At 63.2% G+C, this 16,630-nt stretch carries 11 protein-coding genes, 1 tRNA gene and 2 pseudogenes; 6 read left to right on the top strand and 8 right to left on the bottom strand.

The features are described 5' to 3' along the window. Positions 1-10 precede the first annotated feature (10 nt). On the bottom strand, positions 11-1,735 hold the full coding sequence (metG, locus tag ACFWWU_RS17040; RefSeq protein WP_384145470.1) for a methionine--tRNA ligase: 1,725 nt from the start codon (positions 1,733-1,735) through the stop codon (positions 11-13). 355 nt (positions 1,736-2,090) lie between these two features. Here metG and ACFWWU_RS17045 point away from each other — a divergent pair, with 355 nt between their 5' ends. Together ACFWWU_RS17045 and ACFWWU_RS17050 are read left to right on the top strand one after the other, a co-directional pair. Further along, positions 2,091-3,386 carry a nucleotide sugar dehydrogenase gene (locus tag ACFWWU_RS17045; protein WP_384145473.1) on the top strand — a complete coding sequence of 432 codons (1,296 nt, stop codon included), beginning with the start codon at positions 2,091-2,093 and terminating at the stop codon, positions 3,384-3,386. 11 nt (positions 3,387-3,397) lie between these two features. Beyond that, positions 3,398-4,348 carry an NAD-dependent epimerase/dehydratase family protein gene (locus ACFWWU_RS17050; protein ID WP_384145476.1) on the top strand — a complete coding sequence of 317 codons (951 nt, stop codon included), beginning with the start codon at positions 3,398-3,400 and terminating at the stop codon, positions 4,346-4,348. Between the two features lie 53 nt (positions 4,349-4,401). Here ACFWWU_RS17050 and ACFWWU_RS17055 read toward each other — a convergent pair. From ACFWWU_RS17055 to ACFWWU_RS17075, 5 genes and pseudogenes are all read right to left on the bottom strand, one after another. After that, positions 4,402-5,151, bottom strand: a pseudogene (locus ACFWWU_RS17055) (transposase family protein). Positions 5,152-5,335: 184 nt separating this feature from the next. Continuing rightward, the gene (locus ACFWWU_RS17060; RefSeq protein ID WP_384145479.1) at positions 5,336-5,713 is read right to left on the bottom strand and encodes a hypothetical protein; all 378 of its coding nucleotides are present in this window, start codon (positions 5,711-5,713) and stop codon (positions 5,336-5,338) included. Beyond that, complete coding sequence (locus ACFWWU_RS17065) at positions 5,713-7,695, bottom strand: AAA family ATPase (protein ID WP_384145482.1); 1,983 nt, start codon at positions 7,693-7,695, stop codon at positions 5,713-5,715. Before ACFWWU_RS17065 ends, ACFWWU_RS17060 begins: the two co-directional genes overlap by 1 nt. Before the next feature lie 177 nt (positions 7,696-7,872). Then, positions 7,873-10,011: a DEAD/DEAH box helicase family protein gene (locus tag ACFWWU_RS17070; protein ID WP_384145486.1), complete on the bottom strand. Its 2,139-nt coding sequence runs from the start codon at positions 10,009-10,011 to the stop codon at positions 7,873-7,875. Next, positions 10,005-10,685, bottom strand: coding sequence for a hypothetical protein (locus tag ACFWWU_RS17075; protein WP_384145489.1), 681 nt, complete (start codon positions 10,683-10,685; stop codon positions 10,005-10,007). The genes ACFWWU_RS17070 and ACFWWU_RS17075 overlap by 7 nt, the downstream gene beginning before the upstream one ends. 131 nt (positions 10,686-10,816) lie before the next feature. On the opposite strand from ACFWWU_RS17075, the gene ACFWWU_RS17080 reads away from it, so the two are divergent. Together ACFWWU_RS17080 and ACFWWU_RS17085 are read left to right on the top strand one after the other, a co-directional pair. Then, on the top strand, positions 10,817-11,791 hold the full coding sequence (locus ACFWWU_RS17080) for a DNA-methyltransferase (protein ID WP_384145492.1): 975 nt from the start codon (positions 10,817-10,819) through the stop codon (positions 11,789-11,791). Positions 11,792-12,505: 714 nt separating this feature from the next. Further along, positions 12,506-13,084: pseudogene (locus ACFWWU_RS17085) on the top strand (IS5/IS1182 family transposase); the annotation flags it as partial. Here ACFWWU_RS17085 and ACFWWU_RS17090 read toward each other — a convergent pair. Beyond that, the gene (locus ACFWWU_RS17090) at positions 13,068-13,622 is read right to left on the bottom strand and encodes a hypothetical protein (RefSeq protein WP_384145495.1); all 555 of its coding nucleotides are present in this window, start codon (positions 13,620-13,622) and stop codon (positions 13,068-13,070) included. The pseudogene ACFWWU_RS17085 and the gene ACFWWU_RS17090 sit on opposite strands and share 17 nt — an antisense overlap. 14 nt (positions 13,623-13,636) lie before the next feature. Further along, entirely contained in the window at positions 13,637-14,569 is a 933-nt protein-coding gene (locus tag ACFWWU_RS17095; RefSeq protein WP_384145498.1) for a hypothetical protein, read from the bottom strand. A gap of 1,383 nt (positions 14,570-15,952) precedes the next feature. Here ACFWWU_RS17095 and ACFWWU_RS17100 point away from each other — a divergent pair. Beyond that, a tRNA-Ser gene (locus tag ACFWWU_RS17100) sits at positions 15,953-16,045 on the top strand. A 103-nt stretch (positions 16,046-16,148) separates the two neighbouring features. Beyond that, complete coding sequence (locus ACFWWU_RS17105) at positions 16,149-16,601, top strand: hypothetical protein (RefSeq protein WP_384145501.1); 453 nt, start codon at positions 16,149-16,151, stop codon at positions 16,599-16,601. Positions 16,602-16,630 lie beyond the last annotated feature (29 nt).

Here is a 16,630-nt window from a genome sequence, read left to right on the forward strand (position 1 = left end):
GGGATGCCTGTCAGGCCTCCGGGGCGCCGCCGAAGCGCTCACGGTAGGACTCCAGATCCTCCTCCGTGATCTTCGCGAAGAGCACCGGCGGCACCGTGAACGCGGTGCCGGCCGGGACGGTGTCCAGGGACTTGGCCTGGTCGGCGGTCACCCAGGTCGCGGTGTCGCTCTCCAGAGCGAAGGCCCCACGCATGGCGGCGGTCGACGTCGGGATGAACGGCTCGGAGACGACCGCGTACAGGTGGATCAGGTTCATCGCGGTACGGAGCGTCAGCGCGGCGCCGTCGGCGTCGGTCTTGATCTCCAGCCAGGGGGCCTTCTCCTCCAGGTAGGAGTTGCCCGCGGACCACAGCGCACGCAGGGCAGCGGCGGCCTTGCGGAACTGGAGGGCCTCCATCTGCTCCTCGTACTCACCGAGCAGCCGTGCGATCTCCTCGCCCAGCTTCGCCTCCGCCTCGCCGGCGGCGCGCCCGGCCGGGACCTCGTCGCCGAACCGCTTGCGGGAGAACGACAGCACGCGGTTGACGAAGTTGCCGAGGGTGTCCGCCAGGTCCTTGTTCACCGTGGCGGTGAAGTGCTCCCACGTGAAGGAGGAGTCATCCGACTCGGGGGCGTTGGCGATCAGGAAGTAGCGCCAGTAGTCGCCGGGCAGGATCTCCAGGGCCGCGTCGGTGAAGACTCCACGCTTCTGGGAGGTGGAGAACTTGCCGCCGTAGAACGTCAGCCAGTTGAAGCCCTTGACGACGTCGACCTTCTTCCAGGGCTCGCGCACGCCGAGCTCGGTGGCCGGGAACATCACCGTGTGGAAGGGGACGTTGTCCTTGGCCATGAACTGCGTGTACCGGACGGTGTCGTCGGCCTCGTACCACCACGACTTCCAGTCACGGGTCTCACCGTCAAAGGCGGCGTCCGCCCACTCCTTCGTCGCGCCGATGTACTCGATCGGAGCGTCGAACCAGACGTAGAAGACTTTGCCCTCGGCCGCGAGCTCCGGCCAGGTGTCGGCCGGGACGGGCACGCCCCAGTCCAGGTCGCGGGTGATGGCGCGGTCGTTCAGGCCCTCGGTCAGCCACTTGCGGGCGATGGACGTGGACAGGTGCGGCCACTCCGCGCTGACGGTGGCGATCCACTCCTCGACCTCGGGCTGGAGCTTGGACTGCAGCAGGAAGAGGTGCTTGGTCTCACGGACCTCCAGGTCCGTCGAACCGCTGATCGCCGAGCGCGGGTCGATCAGGTCGGTCGGGTCCAGGACCCGGGTGCAGTTCTCGCACTGGTCACCGCGGGCCTTGTCGTACCCGCAGTGAGGGCAGGTGCCCTCGACGTACCGGTCCGGAAGGAAACGGCCGTCGACCGGCGAGTACACCTGCCGGATCGCACGCTCCTCGATGAAGCCGTTCTCCTTCAGCTTGCGCGCGAAGTGCTGGGTGATCTCGACGTTCTGCTGCGACGAGCTGCGCCCGAAGTAGTCGAAGGCGAGGTCGAAACCGTCGTACACGGCCTTCTGCGCATCATGCGCCTGCGCGCAGAACTCGGCGACCGACAGTCCGGCCTCCTTGGCGGCCAGCTCGGCCGGCGTGCCGTGCTCGTCAGTGGCGCAGATGTAGAGGACGTCGTGGCCACGCTGGCGGAGGTACCGGGAGTACACGTCCGCCGGAAGCATCGACCCGACCATGTTGCCCAGGTGCTTGATCCCGTTGATGTAGGGAAGCGCGCTGGTTACCAGGTGTCGAGCCATCCTTGGATGCTCCATTTCGTACGTACGGCGCCGGTGGCGCTGCCACGGCGGGCCCAGGTCGGGAGGCCGCAGCCGACGCGATCACTCCGATCGCACGTCGACGTCACTCATGGTGACGGAACGGGACTGCAGGCCACCGTCATCGTATCGAACCGGGGGTCAGGCCAGCCCGCGGGTTTTCCCGCCTCCCCTTGCCGCGCCCGAAAAGCACTCGGCCGTCCGAGACAGGCGGCCAAGCGAGTCCCGGACGGCCGAGGCGTTCCCCATCTTACGGCCACCGCCCACGGCGGATCTCGCGCCGCGAGTAAGTCCCTGCCACCCCAACCCCAACCCCGAACTGCAGCGAGGTGGACGCATGATCAGAAACCATGAGCCCCGTCGGCTCCGTGTCGTCGTCGTGGGGCAGGGGTACGTCGGGCTCCCGCTCGCGGTGCGAGCCGCCGAGATGGGGCACCACACCGTCGGCCTCGACGTTGACGCCGGACGGATCAAACGACTCATGGTCGGCGAGTCGTACGTCGAGGACGTCTCGGACAGACGGCTGGCACCGCTCCTCGCCGCCGGCGTCTACCGGCCGACCGTCGACCCGGCCGACTGTGCCGGGTTCGACGTGGCGGTCGTCACCGTCCCGACGCCTCTGCGCGACGGCGCGCCGGACCTGTCGCACGTCGAGGACGCGGCGGGGACGCTCGGCCGCCACCTCACCCGCGGAGCGACCGTCGTCCTGGAATCGACCACGTATCCCGGGACGACCGAAGAGGTGTTCCGCCCCCTCCTGGAGCACGGCTCCGGCCTGACCGCCGGCCGGGACTTCCACCTCGGGTACAGCCCGGAGCGCATCGACCCCGGCAATCCCACCTGGAGGCTGGAGAACACGCCCAAGGTCGTCTCGGGCATCACCCCGTCCTCCTTGGAATCGGTCCGCAACTTCTACGCCTCCCTCGTGGACACGGTCGTACCCGTGGCCAGCTGCAAGGAGGCGGAGCTGACCAAGCTCCTCGAGAACACCTTCCGACACGTGAACATCGCCCTCGCCAACGAGTTGGCGATCTTCGCCCACGACCTGGGCATAGACGTCTGGGCGGCCATTGACGCGGCGTCGACCAAACCCTTCGGGTTCATGCGCTTCGCCCCCGGCCCCGGGGTCGGAGGTCACTGCCTGCCCGTCGACCCCTCGTACCTGTCGTGGCGGGTCGAGCGGACCCTGGGGCAGAACTTCCGTTTCGTCGAGCTGGCCAACGACGTGAACAACCACATGCCCGACTACGTGGTGCGGCGTCTCGTGGCGGGCCTCAACGATCGCGGGAAGCCGCTCAAGGGCTCCCGGATCCTGCTGCTCGGCCTGGCGTACAAGGCCAACACCGGGGACGCCCGCGAGACGCCGGCGGCCCGCATCGCCGAACTCCTCACCGGCATGGGCGCCGAGGTCCAGGCAGCCGACCCCCATGTCCTGGACGACGCCCACCCCCGCGCCGCCGGCCTGGAGGGCCTCCAGCGGGTCGAGGTAACCCCCGGCCTGCTCGCGACGGCCGACGCCGTAGTCCTCCTCGCGGACCACGACGCCTTCGACTACCCCCTGATCAGCGCGCACTCCCCGTACATCCTCGACTGCCGCCGCCGGCTCACCGGCGCCCACGTCGACTCTCTCTGAAGGGAACCACCGTGAAGATCGTGATCACCGGCGGCGCCGGGTTCATCGGCAGCAACCTCGTCCGCGCCCTGACCGAGCAGCCCCAGGTCACCCGACTCCGGGTCGTCGACAACCTCTCCACCGGGGACAAGGCGAACCTCGCCGGCCTCGACGTGGACTTCTTCGAGGGAGACGTCCAGGACGCCGCCCTCCTCGACCGGGCGTTCCGCGGCACCGACGCCGTCGTCCACCTGGCCGCGCTCCCTTCCGTACCGCGCTCCCTGCGAGACCCCCTGGCCAGCCACCACGCCAACGCGACCGGCACCCTCCAGGTCCTCGAAGCCGCCCGCCGCGCCGGCGGCCCGCACGTGATCGCCGCCTCCTCGTCCTCCGTCTACGGCGCCAACCCGCACCTGCCGAAGCACGAGGGCCTCGTCTCCGCCCCGATGAGCCCGTACGCGGTCACCAAGCTCACGACGGAGGCGTACCTGAGCGCCTACCACCACAGCTTCGACCTGCCGGTCCTCCCCTTCCGCTTCTTCAACGTCTACGGCCCCGGCCAGCGCGCCGACCACGCCTACGCCGCCGTCATCCCAAAGTGGATCAGCGCCACCCTCGCCGGCGAGCCGGTGACCATCCACGGCGACGGCACCCAGACACGCGACTTCACCTACGTGGGCACCGTCTGCCACGTCCTCACCGATGCCCTACTCCGCCGCGTCGTCCACCCCTACCCGGTGAACCTGGCCTTCGGGACCCGTACCTCGCTCCTGGACCTGGTCCAGGAGATCGAATCCGCGACTGGGCAGCTCGTTGGCCGGGAGTACAAGGCTCAGCGCACCGGTGATGTCCCCCACTCGCAGGCGGACGATGCGCGCCTGCGAGCGCTGTTCCCCACGGTGACACCACTGCCGATCCAGGAGGGAATCGGAACGACAGTGGGCTGGTTCCGTTCCGCATTCGGGGTAGCGGCCTCGATCTGAGCAAGATGACCGCCTCACCGCAGGCGGGACGGCATGCGATGTAGTGAGCTTTTTCAGCGTTGCCTCTCCAGGGTGAGGACAGCTTTGGTGATGACGGTCATGCGGTTGGGGCTGATGCGGGATCTGCGGAAGATCTGCCATGACTTCAGTCGTGCCATGCCGCGTTCGACCGGTGCCCTCGCCGCGGCCAGGGTCCGGTTGACGGTGCGCTGGGTGGGGGTGAGTTCACCGCCGGGTGGGCGTTTGAGTGCGGTGGTGACCCAGGGGCCGGCGCCCTGGTAGGCGCGGTCGGCGAGGACGGGGACGTCCTGACGCTCGCAGATGCGGATGATGCGGTGGGTGCGGGCCGCGGTCAGGTCGTGGGTGCGGCCCGGCAGCGCGGGCGAGATCCACAGGATCTCACCGGCGGGGTTGGTGATGACTTAGATGTTCACGCCGTGCCGGCGGTGCTTGGCCGAGTAGTCGGCCCGGCTGTCGCCGACGCGGTCGCACTCGGCGAGGGTGCCGTCCAGCAGGACGAAATCCGGATCGTGCTCGTGCAGCGTCTTGAGCAGGCCCGGCGCGCGGTCGGCGAGCAGGCCGGTCACGGCGGTGACGTAGGCGTGGGCGGTGCCGACGGATATCCCGAAGCCGGCCGCGATCCGGGCGAAGGTGTCGTGGCGGCGCAGGTACACCAGAGCGATGAGCGCGCGCTGGTGCGGCGGGAGTTTGCACCTGCGGTCACCCTCACGGGTGACGATGAGCATGGTGACCCACTCGACGAGGGCGTGCGGCAGGTCGAGTACGGCAGGATAGCGAAGCAACAGGGCTCCTGTGCCGATGGGTTGAGATTTCGAACACCTCCACCAACGGCACGGGAGCCTTGTGCGTTGCGTTCCCTACCTCGACCTGACCGGCGTCACCCGATCAGTGGCCACGCTGAAAACGCTCAGTGATTCTCTCGCCTCGTCACGCCGTTGACCTCCTCGGCCAGGCACGCGTTGCAGCTTAACTTGGCGAATGCTCAGGCATGAGGTCTCCGATGCTGCCGATGATGCCCTGCTCCAGGTGCTCGCCCAGAACGACAAGCCCCTTATTCATCAGGGTCTCGATAGCCCTGTAGGGCTCCGACGACGCTTCATCTGGGTAGAAGATCGATACAGCTTCCGCCATGCTTCCACCGACATCGATACCGGCGGAGTTGTAATTACTCCCCCCTCGGTTTCCGAAATGCCCATCCCGTTCCAGGCTCATACCTTCTCGCACCGCATAGGCGAATCCGAGTCGCGCAAAATCCATGCGATCCGTGGCGGGAAAACTCCGAGCGAGTTCTACGGCTACCCGTTCGGCCTCGATCGTCAACGCAATATTCTTCAGATCGGCCACTACACTGCACCCCTCAGCTTCAGCTTTGTATGGCGCGTCGAGATGCGCTCCAACTCAAATTCAGCAACAAGGTCGCTACCAAGGGAGCGTAGGGCCGTTTCCCGATCGAACTCTCCATCGAAGGCGAAGAGAACGACCTGATCAGCCATTCGAGGCAACGCGGCTACAACATTTCTGGTGTGATCTCGATCAAGTCGACCAAAGGGCGAGTCCATGAGTACAGGCCCTCGTACAGCAGCGCTGTGCTGAAGTGCAGCGATCAACGAAAGTGCCACGAGGTGCTCATAGCCAGCAGATCTGCCGGTCACAACCTCGTTCTCTCTGTCGATGATTTCGAGTCCGTAGCGATCGGTGATGCGAAGCCCCGCGTAATCCTCCTCAGAGGCGATCCTCGCAAAGTTTTGGGAGGCCGAGCCTTCAACGCGGTCCTTCAGCTGCCGGCGGTAGGCCTCGATGGACTGACTGAAAAGCCCAACGAGATCCTCAGTTACACGCTGCTTCAAACCGACAGTGGCGTCAGGAGTGAAATGCTGCTTCGCGAGATAGCTGTTGAGCTCTTCGATGCTCGCGTCCTGATTCTGGATATCCTTTGCAGCTTTTTCAAGGCGCTCCCGATGACGCGAAAGTTCGATTTTCCGTTCATCGCGTTCCTTAGATAGAGATCGGATCGCGTCTTCGTCAACCTCGCCAAGCTGGCTCTCGATGAGGCCCAGATCCTCTATCGCACCGCTCAAACCCAACTTGACCTGCCGCAATGCACGGTCCCGTTCGCGAACCAACCTGCCGTCATAGGCGGCGATGTCAGCTAGCACCTCCAAATGCCCCCGAGCCCGCGTCATTTCCGCGTCGAGTTCAGCCCTTCGCTCAAAGGATGCCCGCCGGGTAACGCCTTGGAGAATCACATCTCGTTCGTCCGATGAAAGGTCTCGTTCGCACACGGGACAGTTCTCATGCGCTTCCAGGTGATCGCGATCCCGCAAAGCTGCTGATGCGAGGCGCAGCTCCCCATCGATACGATCGACCTGTGCGCGGATCTGCGCAACTCGGATACGGGCAGGCTCAGAAAGCACCGCCTTCCATAGTTCGCCCGAAAGCTCGGCAAGCTCTCTCTCAGCGACCTCCTTCTGTGTTCTCAGCTCCGAAGCACGCTGCCGCATTTGGTCTAGCTGGCCGAGCAATCTTTCCGCACGAGGCTGTTCACGCAGCGATTGTTCGATTTCAGCGATTCGGGATTCGGTGTTGTCGACGGCCTCCTTTATCGCCCTGCGGTCACGCACTAGCTCCGCTCGGACGTCTTCGGCTTCCGCCAGTGCAGCCCCCAGCTGCTGAGTCTGAGCATTAGCGCTTGCTTGCTCAGCGAGCCGGCGTCGAGCCTTTGTCCGGAGCTCCTCTGCATCGCTGAGAGCATTGGCCACGATCGGGATGCCGAGCACCTTCTCGATGGCCTCTTCCAAATACTTGCCCTGGTCGCTGTCTTTATCCAGCAAACTCTCGTATTGGCGCAGCAACTCGCCGTCAAAAAGGAAGAACTGACTGACAGACGAAGGAGCGATCTGCTGAAGCAGCTTCTCCGTGTCAACCTGAGACAATGGGACATTGTCCTTCTCAAGCAAGGCAGACACGTTCGACTGTTCCCGCTCGTCGTAGCGCCGGGTCAGGCGGTATTCGACACCATCATTCGAGAACTCGAGAATGGTCATGAAAGAACCATAGCCAGCTGCGCGTCGAGCCTCAGAGTTCACAAGCTCTGCCGCACTCTGAGCGCCTCGACGGCCAAGAATCTCACCGTAGAGCGCCCACCGGAATGCGTTCTGCAGCTTGGTCTTTCCCCGCCCGTTGGGTCCGTAAACGATGTAAATTCCGTGCCCACGCGGAAATTCCATCACCTGACGACCTCGATAGGGCCCGAAGTCCTCTATCATCAAGCGTCGAAATGACAACATCAGCCACGCCTCCCCGGCTGCACGTTCGCGGCGACCCATCGATTTATGATCTGTTCTGTCGCCTTCCGCGCCTCTGCACGATCCTCGACGTAAAGGCGGTGTGTGTCCAAGATTTCTTCGACGAGACCCTTATCGAGGTCAGGGAAGCCTGCACCTCTGATCTCTTCAACGGTTGACAAAAGGTCGGCGGCCTCATTGCCTGAGCTGCCTCGAAGATCACCCATCTATATCCTCATCTTCGTTAGTAACCTCGACACCGCTGAGGCGGATTTCGTCAAGCTGATCGAGTGGCAGCCCGAGATCGACCCATTTCCTCTCAAGCTGCGCCACCGCACTCTGACCAATACTCCACTCCGCAAATTGGCGAGCACGCGCCAGCTCACCATAAGTCAGAGACAGTGTAGGGTCAGAAGGGTCAACAGATTCAGGCAACACCAGAACGTCCATAAGTGTTGCGATGGTCTTTCCAGTCGAGCGCCGGAGAATGCGCCCCCTGCGTTGAATAAACTCGCGTGGGTTCCGAGATGAAGACAGAATGAGCGCGTGTGAGGCTGAGGGAATATCTACGCCCTCATCCAGGCACTTAATCGAAACAACGATTCCACCATTGGTGTCGAAGAGCCTGAGTGTCGCCTCTGGATCACCAGCCATCTGCCGGTGGTACTCCCACGAACCGATGCCACGATCTCGCAACGCGTCCCGCACCGCCCGCAGCTGCACTTGGTTATCACAGTAGATGAGCCACTTTTGCCCCGGTCGATATTGGGCAGAAACGATCTCCGCGGCCTTCGGGATCTTGGCTGCAGCACCCTTTGCAATTCGGGAGCGCTCGATGAGCTTCATTCGTAGACTGCCGAGCGCATCTTCCCGGGATCCCGCTCCCTGGGTCATGGCATACATGCGCCGGATTTTTACTGTAATTTCATCCCACTGCTCTTGTTCGGACTGACTCAGGCTCACCCAATCCGGCCGATACAGGTAGGGGGCCAGGACCTTGTCGTCAAGCGCGTCTGCCAACGTATAGCGGTCGATAATTCCGCCGAAGTAGTCAAAGAGCGCCTGAGTTCCCACCGAGTCATTTGCGCGCTCAGGCGTAGCGCTTAGGCCCAGCCGAGCAGAAGGCTCAAGCCAACCCATGATCGCCCGAGATTCCTGGCTGCCGATCCTGTGCACTTCATCGACGATCAAGCCGACTCGATTGGCGACAGGCCGGACCTGGGACCGGAAGGCTGGCGAGATAGCGCTATTAAGGACGGCAACGATTGCGTGAGGCGTTGTGGAAGCTCGCTGCTCCAAGGCGGCCCGAACGAGACCGTCTTTGGCCCACCGCGTATTACCTCCACCGCATAGAATGACACGACAGCCGAGCAGTTCCCTGATCTGGCGCGCCCACTGTTCCAGCAGGAGGGTCGACGGGACGAGGAAAACCGGGACGAGTCCTCGTGCAATTAGCAGTTGGGCGCAGTACAGGCCCGTTATGCTCTTTCCGGAACCGGTCGCGTGGCTGAGTAGGCCACGCAAATCACGTCGTTGCCACTCGGCCACCGCTCGACGTTGATGATGGCGAAGTTCCACTCCACCGACGGCTGGATGTTGGGCTGCAGGAGTCTCCTCACCCGACGAGAGCGCAGCTTGCTTCAAAAGCGCATCGAGGTCGACATCATCGGCAATCCGCTCCAACTCATTTTGGATCTCAGCCGGCAGGGCTAGAACATCCACTCCTCGAATATCTCCCGACCAGATTCGGTCGAAGCGCGCTGTCGCGTTAGCGACGCGTTCGGCGTCCCGACCGCCCTCCCATGAGGGCCAGACGTCAATGGACTCAATGTTCCCGAAGGTCGAGAGCCCCAAGAAACTCTCGTTCATTGATCCGCGAAAGCCAACGACATGACCTTCTCGGTCAACAAACAGACCGACTTTATCGTGGAACATTCGCTTGGTCTGTGCGGAAGCAAGTTCAGCAACCCGTGCGATACGTACGTCGAGTCGGCCACAGGCGACCAGGGCCGCCAGGAGGCGAGCCGTATCGGCACGATCGGAGCTGAGCATCTCCTGAAGTTCCCGGTGAAGATCCTCAGTGAGGGCTGCATCATCGCGTGCTTGATAGCCGTACAACAGCCCATCTGCGTCGCGCTGGGAAAGTCGCGGAGAGCATAGCAACCGCATGCGCCCGCTATTTTCAGTCACAAACGTTGCCAACGAGCGCCACGTGAGATGAAAGATCGTGGAGCTGAAGAAGCCCGTTACACGGTCATATCGAATCGCCTCACGCAGGCAAGGGTTGTAAAAGTCGGCCGCGATATCGTTCACGTCGCTGGCGTATTCGGTCCTTAGAGTGCCGAGATCTTTCAGCATCCCGGAAGTACCTCACCAGAAATCGAGTGGAGACTCAGCGAAACTCGCCGTTCAATGGCCTCGGCCAAATGGCCTGAACGGGCGGCGATGATTGTCTCCACCCGATTTGGCCTCCTCAGCTGACGGACTTCCTCGGCCATGCCTCGAGCCACCGCACCAAATACCACGCTTGGCGGCGCCTGGACACCCTTCGACCAAGGATAGCCACCTCCGGCGTCTTGCATGTCCGCATCCCACAAGATGAACGTCCTCAGTTCCGCGTGGTAGCCGGCAAGCAGGCAGCGGACGTTGTCGCTACGGTCGAACCTGAAGCGGCGCCGCTCAGAGTGTGGGACTGGTTCCCCCACTGTCAGTTGAATGCGAAAGGTTCCAGCCTGCCGCTCAGAAGCGTGCTGTGTCGCCCTGAACAGGTACAACCTGACTCGCAAGGGCAGTGGGGGCCGTAGGCGCAGGAGGATCGGTTTGCCACGCAGGCTCTCCTCCCCAGGAACGACCGCCAGGTGCTCCCGCAGAGCCCGCGCCAGCACTTGCCCGAGGTAGGGGCCGCTTTGGGCAGACGCCCCCCTCGGCATCGCCTCGAACGCCTCGTCGTCCATCGTCAACCACGTCGGATGTTCCATGACGGTCCCTCCCCAGGCGCAGAGAGGCCCGATGTCTCCGCGTAGTGTCAGCATCGCATGCAGTACTGACAGCTTGAGTGTCGATCACGCCAGCAGCCGACCTCAAGCGTTCCTGCCCTGCAGGCTTCGGTATGACCTGTGCGCCAGGAGGTAAGGTTGCCCTGCGCGATGAACATGGAGAGGACGTGACCTCGCAGATGCACGAGCTGTTGAGCTCTGGACGGCTCTGCTATGCAACGGCCCTAGGCGAGCAGGTGTGCGGGGATAGCTTGGAGCTCCTCGCACAGCTACCTGCCGACAGTGTCGATCTCTTCGTGACAAGCCCTCCATTTCCGTTGCTGCGCAAGAAGGCGTATGGCAACGAGGACCAAGAGCTTTACGTTGCATGGTTGGCTCAGTTCGCGAAATTGGCTCGAGATGCGCTCAAGCCCACCGGTAGCCTGGTCATCGACATCGGCGGCGCCTACCAGAGCGGTCGGCCCGTACGATCTTTGCATCAATTCCGGGCGCTGCTCACTTTCGTCGACGATCTCGAATATCGGCTGGCCGAAGAATTCTACTGGTACAATCCGGCGAAGCTTCCTTCACCCATTGAATGGGTCAACAAAAGGAAGATTCGCGCCAAGGATGCAGTGAACACCGTCTGGTGGCTTTCGAAGACCGATGACCCGAAAGCGCACGTAGGGCGCGTCCGCGTTCCATATTCGGAATCCATGAAGCGCCTCTTGAAGAACCCCGAGAAGTACTATAAGCCGAAGCGTCGACACTCAGAGCATGAAATCGGCGAGGCGTTCGGGAAGGACAATGGGGGCGCCCTCCCTTCGAATCTCTTGTCAATCCCCAACTCGCAGTCGAATGACAATTACCTTCGCACCCTCAAGCTCTTGAAGCGCCCGGGGCATCCTGCTCGCTTCCCAATGAAGCTGCCGTCCTTCTTCATCGAGATGTTGACTGACCCAGGGGACCTGGTTGTCGACTTCTTTAGCGGCTCCAATACCACTGGCAGGGCGGCGGAGACGCTGGGGCGTAAGTGGCTTTCTATCGAGCGTGACGAGACGTACTGCGCACTCTCCGCAATTCGTTTCTTGGCTGATCGCCCCGCTGATGAGATTGAGGAGGGTATACACAGAATCGAGCAGGGGGGATCGCTGATTCTGTGACTCTCCCTTCTCGCCTGCGGTCGCTCTAAGCGCAGACTAGATTCCGTTATCACTCCCCTTTAGCGGGGGAGAGATCGGATGCCGTTCGAGCACCTTGGCTAGGCGTTCTTCGAAGGTTCCTCCTTCAACTCGACGCTTCTGAGGACCGACGTACTGCCTCCAGCGCGAAGGGTGCCGCGGCGTTCCGGCAACCATCCATACTTCACGGGTGCCTGAATGTCGGAGGTGCTGTCGTAGCCAGGTGACCTGGTCACGCAATATGGCACCCGTCGCACCAGTAACTCGACTAGTGCCCCACGCAAAGAGAACTTCATCAGAGCCCTCCAGCGCCTGCGAGAGAAGTGATCGCGATCTCGCAATATCAGTGCGGTGCACCGGTAGGTGGGCCAACTCGATCGAATCCCTAGATGGAACGTCCAAGAGATTGGCAAGTCGCACCTCGGTACAGTGGAGCAGTTGGAGAGCTGTGGCGAGGTTGCGGAACGAGATGGTCGTCTCTGCGGGGCGTAGGGGTGGATTGAGTAGAACCGCGCAAAGCGTCCTTCCCTGGGGGGCTTCCAGCAACAGAAGATCTTCCCTCTCTTCACGATTGTTACGTGAGCCCCGCTGACTGAGGCTGTAGGCGACTCCGAGAGCCGATTCCGAAGTTTACGCCTGAGCGACGGTCTTCTGGGGCTACCCCGTATCCGCTGGTCACGGGTGAGAGATCTTGCCTTGGCCCGTGTGATCACGGAGTCTGAGCCGTGCTGGATTCCCTCGTTCACCAGGCTGAGCCCGCAGCAGTTCGTCAAGTTGGTCACCGCTTCGCGGCGCCAGGTGGCAGACCCGGCGCGCAAGGACCAGCCGGGAGCCTGTCGCTGGAGCACCGGCTCCTGGCCGCCGTGCGCTGTCGCACGAACCTCACCCTGCGTCAGCTGGCACCGTGGTTCGCGGGGTCGAAGTCGGCCACAAACCATCAGCACTGCATCAATTCACCAGCTCGTCGCTGCTGGCGACCAGCCGGTCGTCAGGCCACCGCAACGACTGCAAAGCATGGGAGCTGTCCGGTGCCAAAGGCGCCGGCGGCAAGGCCACCATGATCGCGGGCGGCGACTACCGGGACACTGGCTGGTCATCCCGCAACGCCAAGAGCGCGTTCGGGAGGGGCCGCAACGCCTCCTGCAGCAAGGCCCGCACCCCTCGAGCATGGCTTCGCCCGTACTAGGACCCGGAAGATCCTGCGCGACCGCCGCCTCGGGCGACGGCGTCCACCGCGCCGTGCTCGGTATCGCCCGCCTCAGGGCGAGTTCTCTTGACGACGCTGTACCCAGCCGGGATCCCGAACCGGCATCGCAGGTCGCTCAGGCTCTGTTAGATCGGCGTCAGAGAGACTCATGACTTTATCGAAGAGCCAGATCAGGCGGGCGAATCTCAGTGCCGCAAAGATCATCGCGTACTCGAAAATGAAGCGGGCTGACAGCGGGTCCGTCTCGCGATCGAGCGACAGAGCGGTGAGCAGTAGGAGGCAGCACAAGGCTGTCGCTTGCAGTAGGCTGCGCCAGCTTCGCCTGAGCTCGGCATGGTGCTGCAGGCGCACCGCGCGCAGTCGCTCACCGTTCGCAGCGATATAGAGGGAGATGGCAATCGCGCTGAGGCCACCGATTGCCGAAACCGTGCCAGCCGCGGCAGCGTACAGATCGGTGCGCTGTGATGACTCGATCCAACTCAGCCAGTCCCCCGACCCCAGGCTTCGAACGATGAGGATGTGGGAACCCAACGCTGCCCCGGCAACGAGGTAGTCAAGCTGTAGGTGGCCGGCCCAGATGTCCTCAACTGTGGTGCGTACGCCCACGTGCCCCCCTCTGGTCAATGCGGCAGGTCACGCGTCCCTGCGTCCACCGCCAGCCGCAGGGCATCCTCGTGTTCAGCCGCTGCGCCCAGAATGGCATCCACCGCTGACACGATCCGGATCGAGTTACCTTCTTGATCCGTGGCCGGTACGCGCCTTTTGGCCGTAATGCTGTGCTCGACCAGCTCTACCAGGTGAGTACGCTCTGGCCCGGTAGGGTCGCTGTAGATCAGCGAAGCGCGTGCTCGCTCCGCACCAGTGACCACATCTGAGATCTCATCCAGGTCCGCCAGGAGCATCTCTCGATGTTCCTTGAGCTCCTTACCCCGGGGTACGGAGATGATCACTGTCACGCTGATCTCACCATAGGACTCACCAGCAACCCGGAACGTGCGGGCGAGGCCGCCCTTTCGTTCCCTGAGCGCGCCCATCTTGTTGGCCATGAGCTTGACCTCGACACGGCTGGCGCCGCTGGCAGTCTTAAGCCGCTCGACTTCGGCATGAGCGACGACTGGCCGCACCTCGAACTGAGTACCGGGGAAGAGACTGATCCCGTTCAGCCACGCCTCCAGGGCGCGATGACTGGGCGCAGACTGGCTGCCACGCATGATTCCGATGACGTTCCCGAAGGGGAGGAAGCAGATGACGGAGGTGTCCAGGTACCCCTCATGCGCATTCTGCTCTAGCTCGCGCAGGCTGCCGGTGTCCCAGTTCATCACCGACAGCCATTCACCAGCGTCCTTGACTCGGTGCAGCAGCAGATGGTCCTGCTCGTGATACGTGGTGATCGTTCCCACTAGCTGCGAGTCGCTCTCGAAGGTACGACCCGAGACCGGGACCTGCGATAGATCAGCCAGGACGGCATCCCAGTCCATTGGCTCAGGCATGCGCTGGCCCTCGCCATCTCTCACAGTCACCACCTCGTAGAAGTGGATCGTGCGCTCCTTCATGTGGCCCAGAGTGGCCAAGGCTTACCCCCTCATGCCGCGAATTGTATCTGGCTGTCAGCCTGATGCGGATCGCCCGACGCGCCCCCAGCGGAGCAATGATCGTAGAGGCAATCCTGCCTGTCCATGCCATTCGGGCATGCCGCGTGATCAAGGTTCCATCGAGGCCCCAATGGGAACTGCGAACCGAACCCAGATGCCGGCCAGCGGCGGATCCTGGCTCAGTAGGCGATTCCGCCGTGGTGCGAACAGGTTCCACGACCCCTTGAGCTGGACGTCCAGCCGTCGACACAAAGGGTTCCGCCGTGCACCGGTCGGGTTGCGGAGGGCGCAGGAGCAGGCCGTTCGCGTGGTCTGACCAAGCAATTGGACTGGGCCCCGATCCACCAAGCCTGAGGAGCCCCGGCCGGACACGTTCCGTACGGCGTGTGGGCAGGTACCAGCCCCTCCCGCACGAAGGCCCGCATCGCTGCTCCCAGAGCAGCTGGGGACGACGGGGTCGCATTCTCGTCGGGCGACGTGCTGCTTGAAAGCATCAGCCGGCGACCGACCTTCGTAACCTGTACGGCTATGCCTTCCCCGGCCAATGGCCGAGCAACATTCACAACCGAGGCTGCGCGTCCTCCAGCATCAGCCTTCTCCAAGCGGGCACTCTCCGTGGCGAAGACATGGCCGTCGTTCGTCGTGAACTGGAGCGTGACTTCGTACCATGCAGCTTGTTCTGGGTGGCTGTTGGTGACGTTGACCTCGACCGAGGACATGCCCGTTTCTTGATCGGCGCACTGCAGGGTGCCCAGCGTGACGTCTTCTGACAGCGGCACGCTCTTCAGAGGCTTGGTTGGTTGCCTCTCGCCCTGTTGCGGGCAGAGTGCCTGCTCAGTGCGAGGGGGTGATTGCGTACAGCCCGATCCCAGAATCGCGGCAGCTACGACGGCCACCAATACCCCCGTCCGCACCTTGCCTCCCCCAACCGCTCGGTCAACCACCCTGGAACCCGTGCCTCGATCCTCATCAGTTGTTAGAGGTAGCGTATCGAGTAGGGGTGCATGGCGGTTCTCGTGGGAATCGGTCACCAGCGTCTGCCTACTTTGGTGGTGGCAGGCGAGGTCCACGCCGGGAAGGCTCGCCGCGTACGTGACGCCATAAGGCGGGTACGTCGCCTCCCCAGGACCTCGCCCTCCAGCCTCCTCCCGAACCAGGAGGACCACGAGCAACGCCGCCGCTCCTTCGGGTGTCGGCTCGTCGGCTCCTTCAACGCCGAGGCCATATCCGCGTCCACGTAGGCCACTAGTACCGTCTTCGCTCCCATGCCCACACTAGTGCCGACCGCTGGCAGCCCGGTCGTCCCGAAAACGCCCGACGTTTTGGTCGATGGCCAGCGATCAAGCGCGTATTAGCAGGTCAGAGCCACCCCGCTCCCCCACCCACCCAGTGCCTTCTAAGCACTTGGCCGCAGGTTCGAGTCCTGCCGGGGGCGCACGACGGAAGACCCTCCCTTCGGGAGGGTCTTTTCCCTGGGCTCCGGCAGATCAAGACGTTTCCGACGCGGACGTCGGCGGGACAGCCTCTAGGCTCTGCGGAGGTGGTCGTCGCCCGCATGGGAGTCCGCATGTCCTCAACAAGCACGGCGCGTGTCCGGGCCGCGGTGATAGCCGGTGTAGCGGTGCTCGCTGCCTTCCTGGTCGGCCTCTTCCTGCTTCTGAGCAGGAGCGTGGACCCTCTTGAAGAGACCGCTGCCGGCTATCTGGGCCACCTGAGCACGGCAGACGGGCATGCCGCGTGCACCGCCATGACGAGAACGGCTCAAGCCGAACTCGCCGCCACGTACCGGGTCGCGGACTGCCCCGCAGCCGTGGGGAAGTTGCTCGAACCTCTGACTCCCGCCCAGCGGGACGAGCTTGCCGGTACCGACACGCGATTCCCCAAAGCCTCAGGAGTCACGGGACATGTCGACCTCGACAGCAACCCCCTGGGACTCTCGCACCTGGTCTTGAAGGACGTCGACGGCAAGTGGCTCATTGCCGAACTCAAGTGACACGCCGCAGTTCCCTCGCAGGGCTGTCC

Origin of the sequence: Streptomyces sp. NPDC058650 (assembly GCF_042717315.1) — a bacterium.
Lineage (GTDB): Bacteria > Actinomycetota > Actinomycetes > Streptomycetales > Streptomycetaceae > Streptomyces.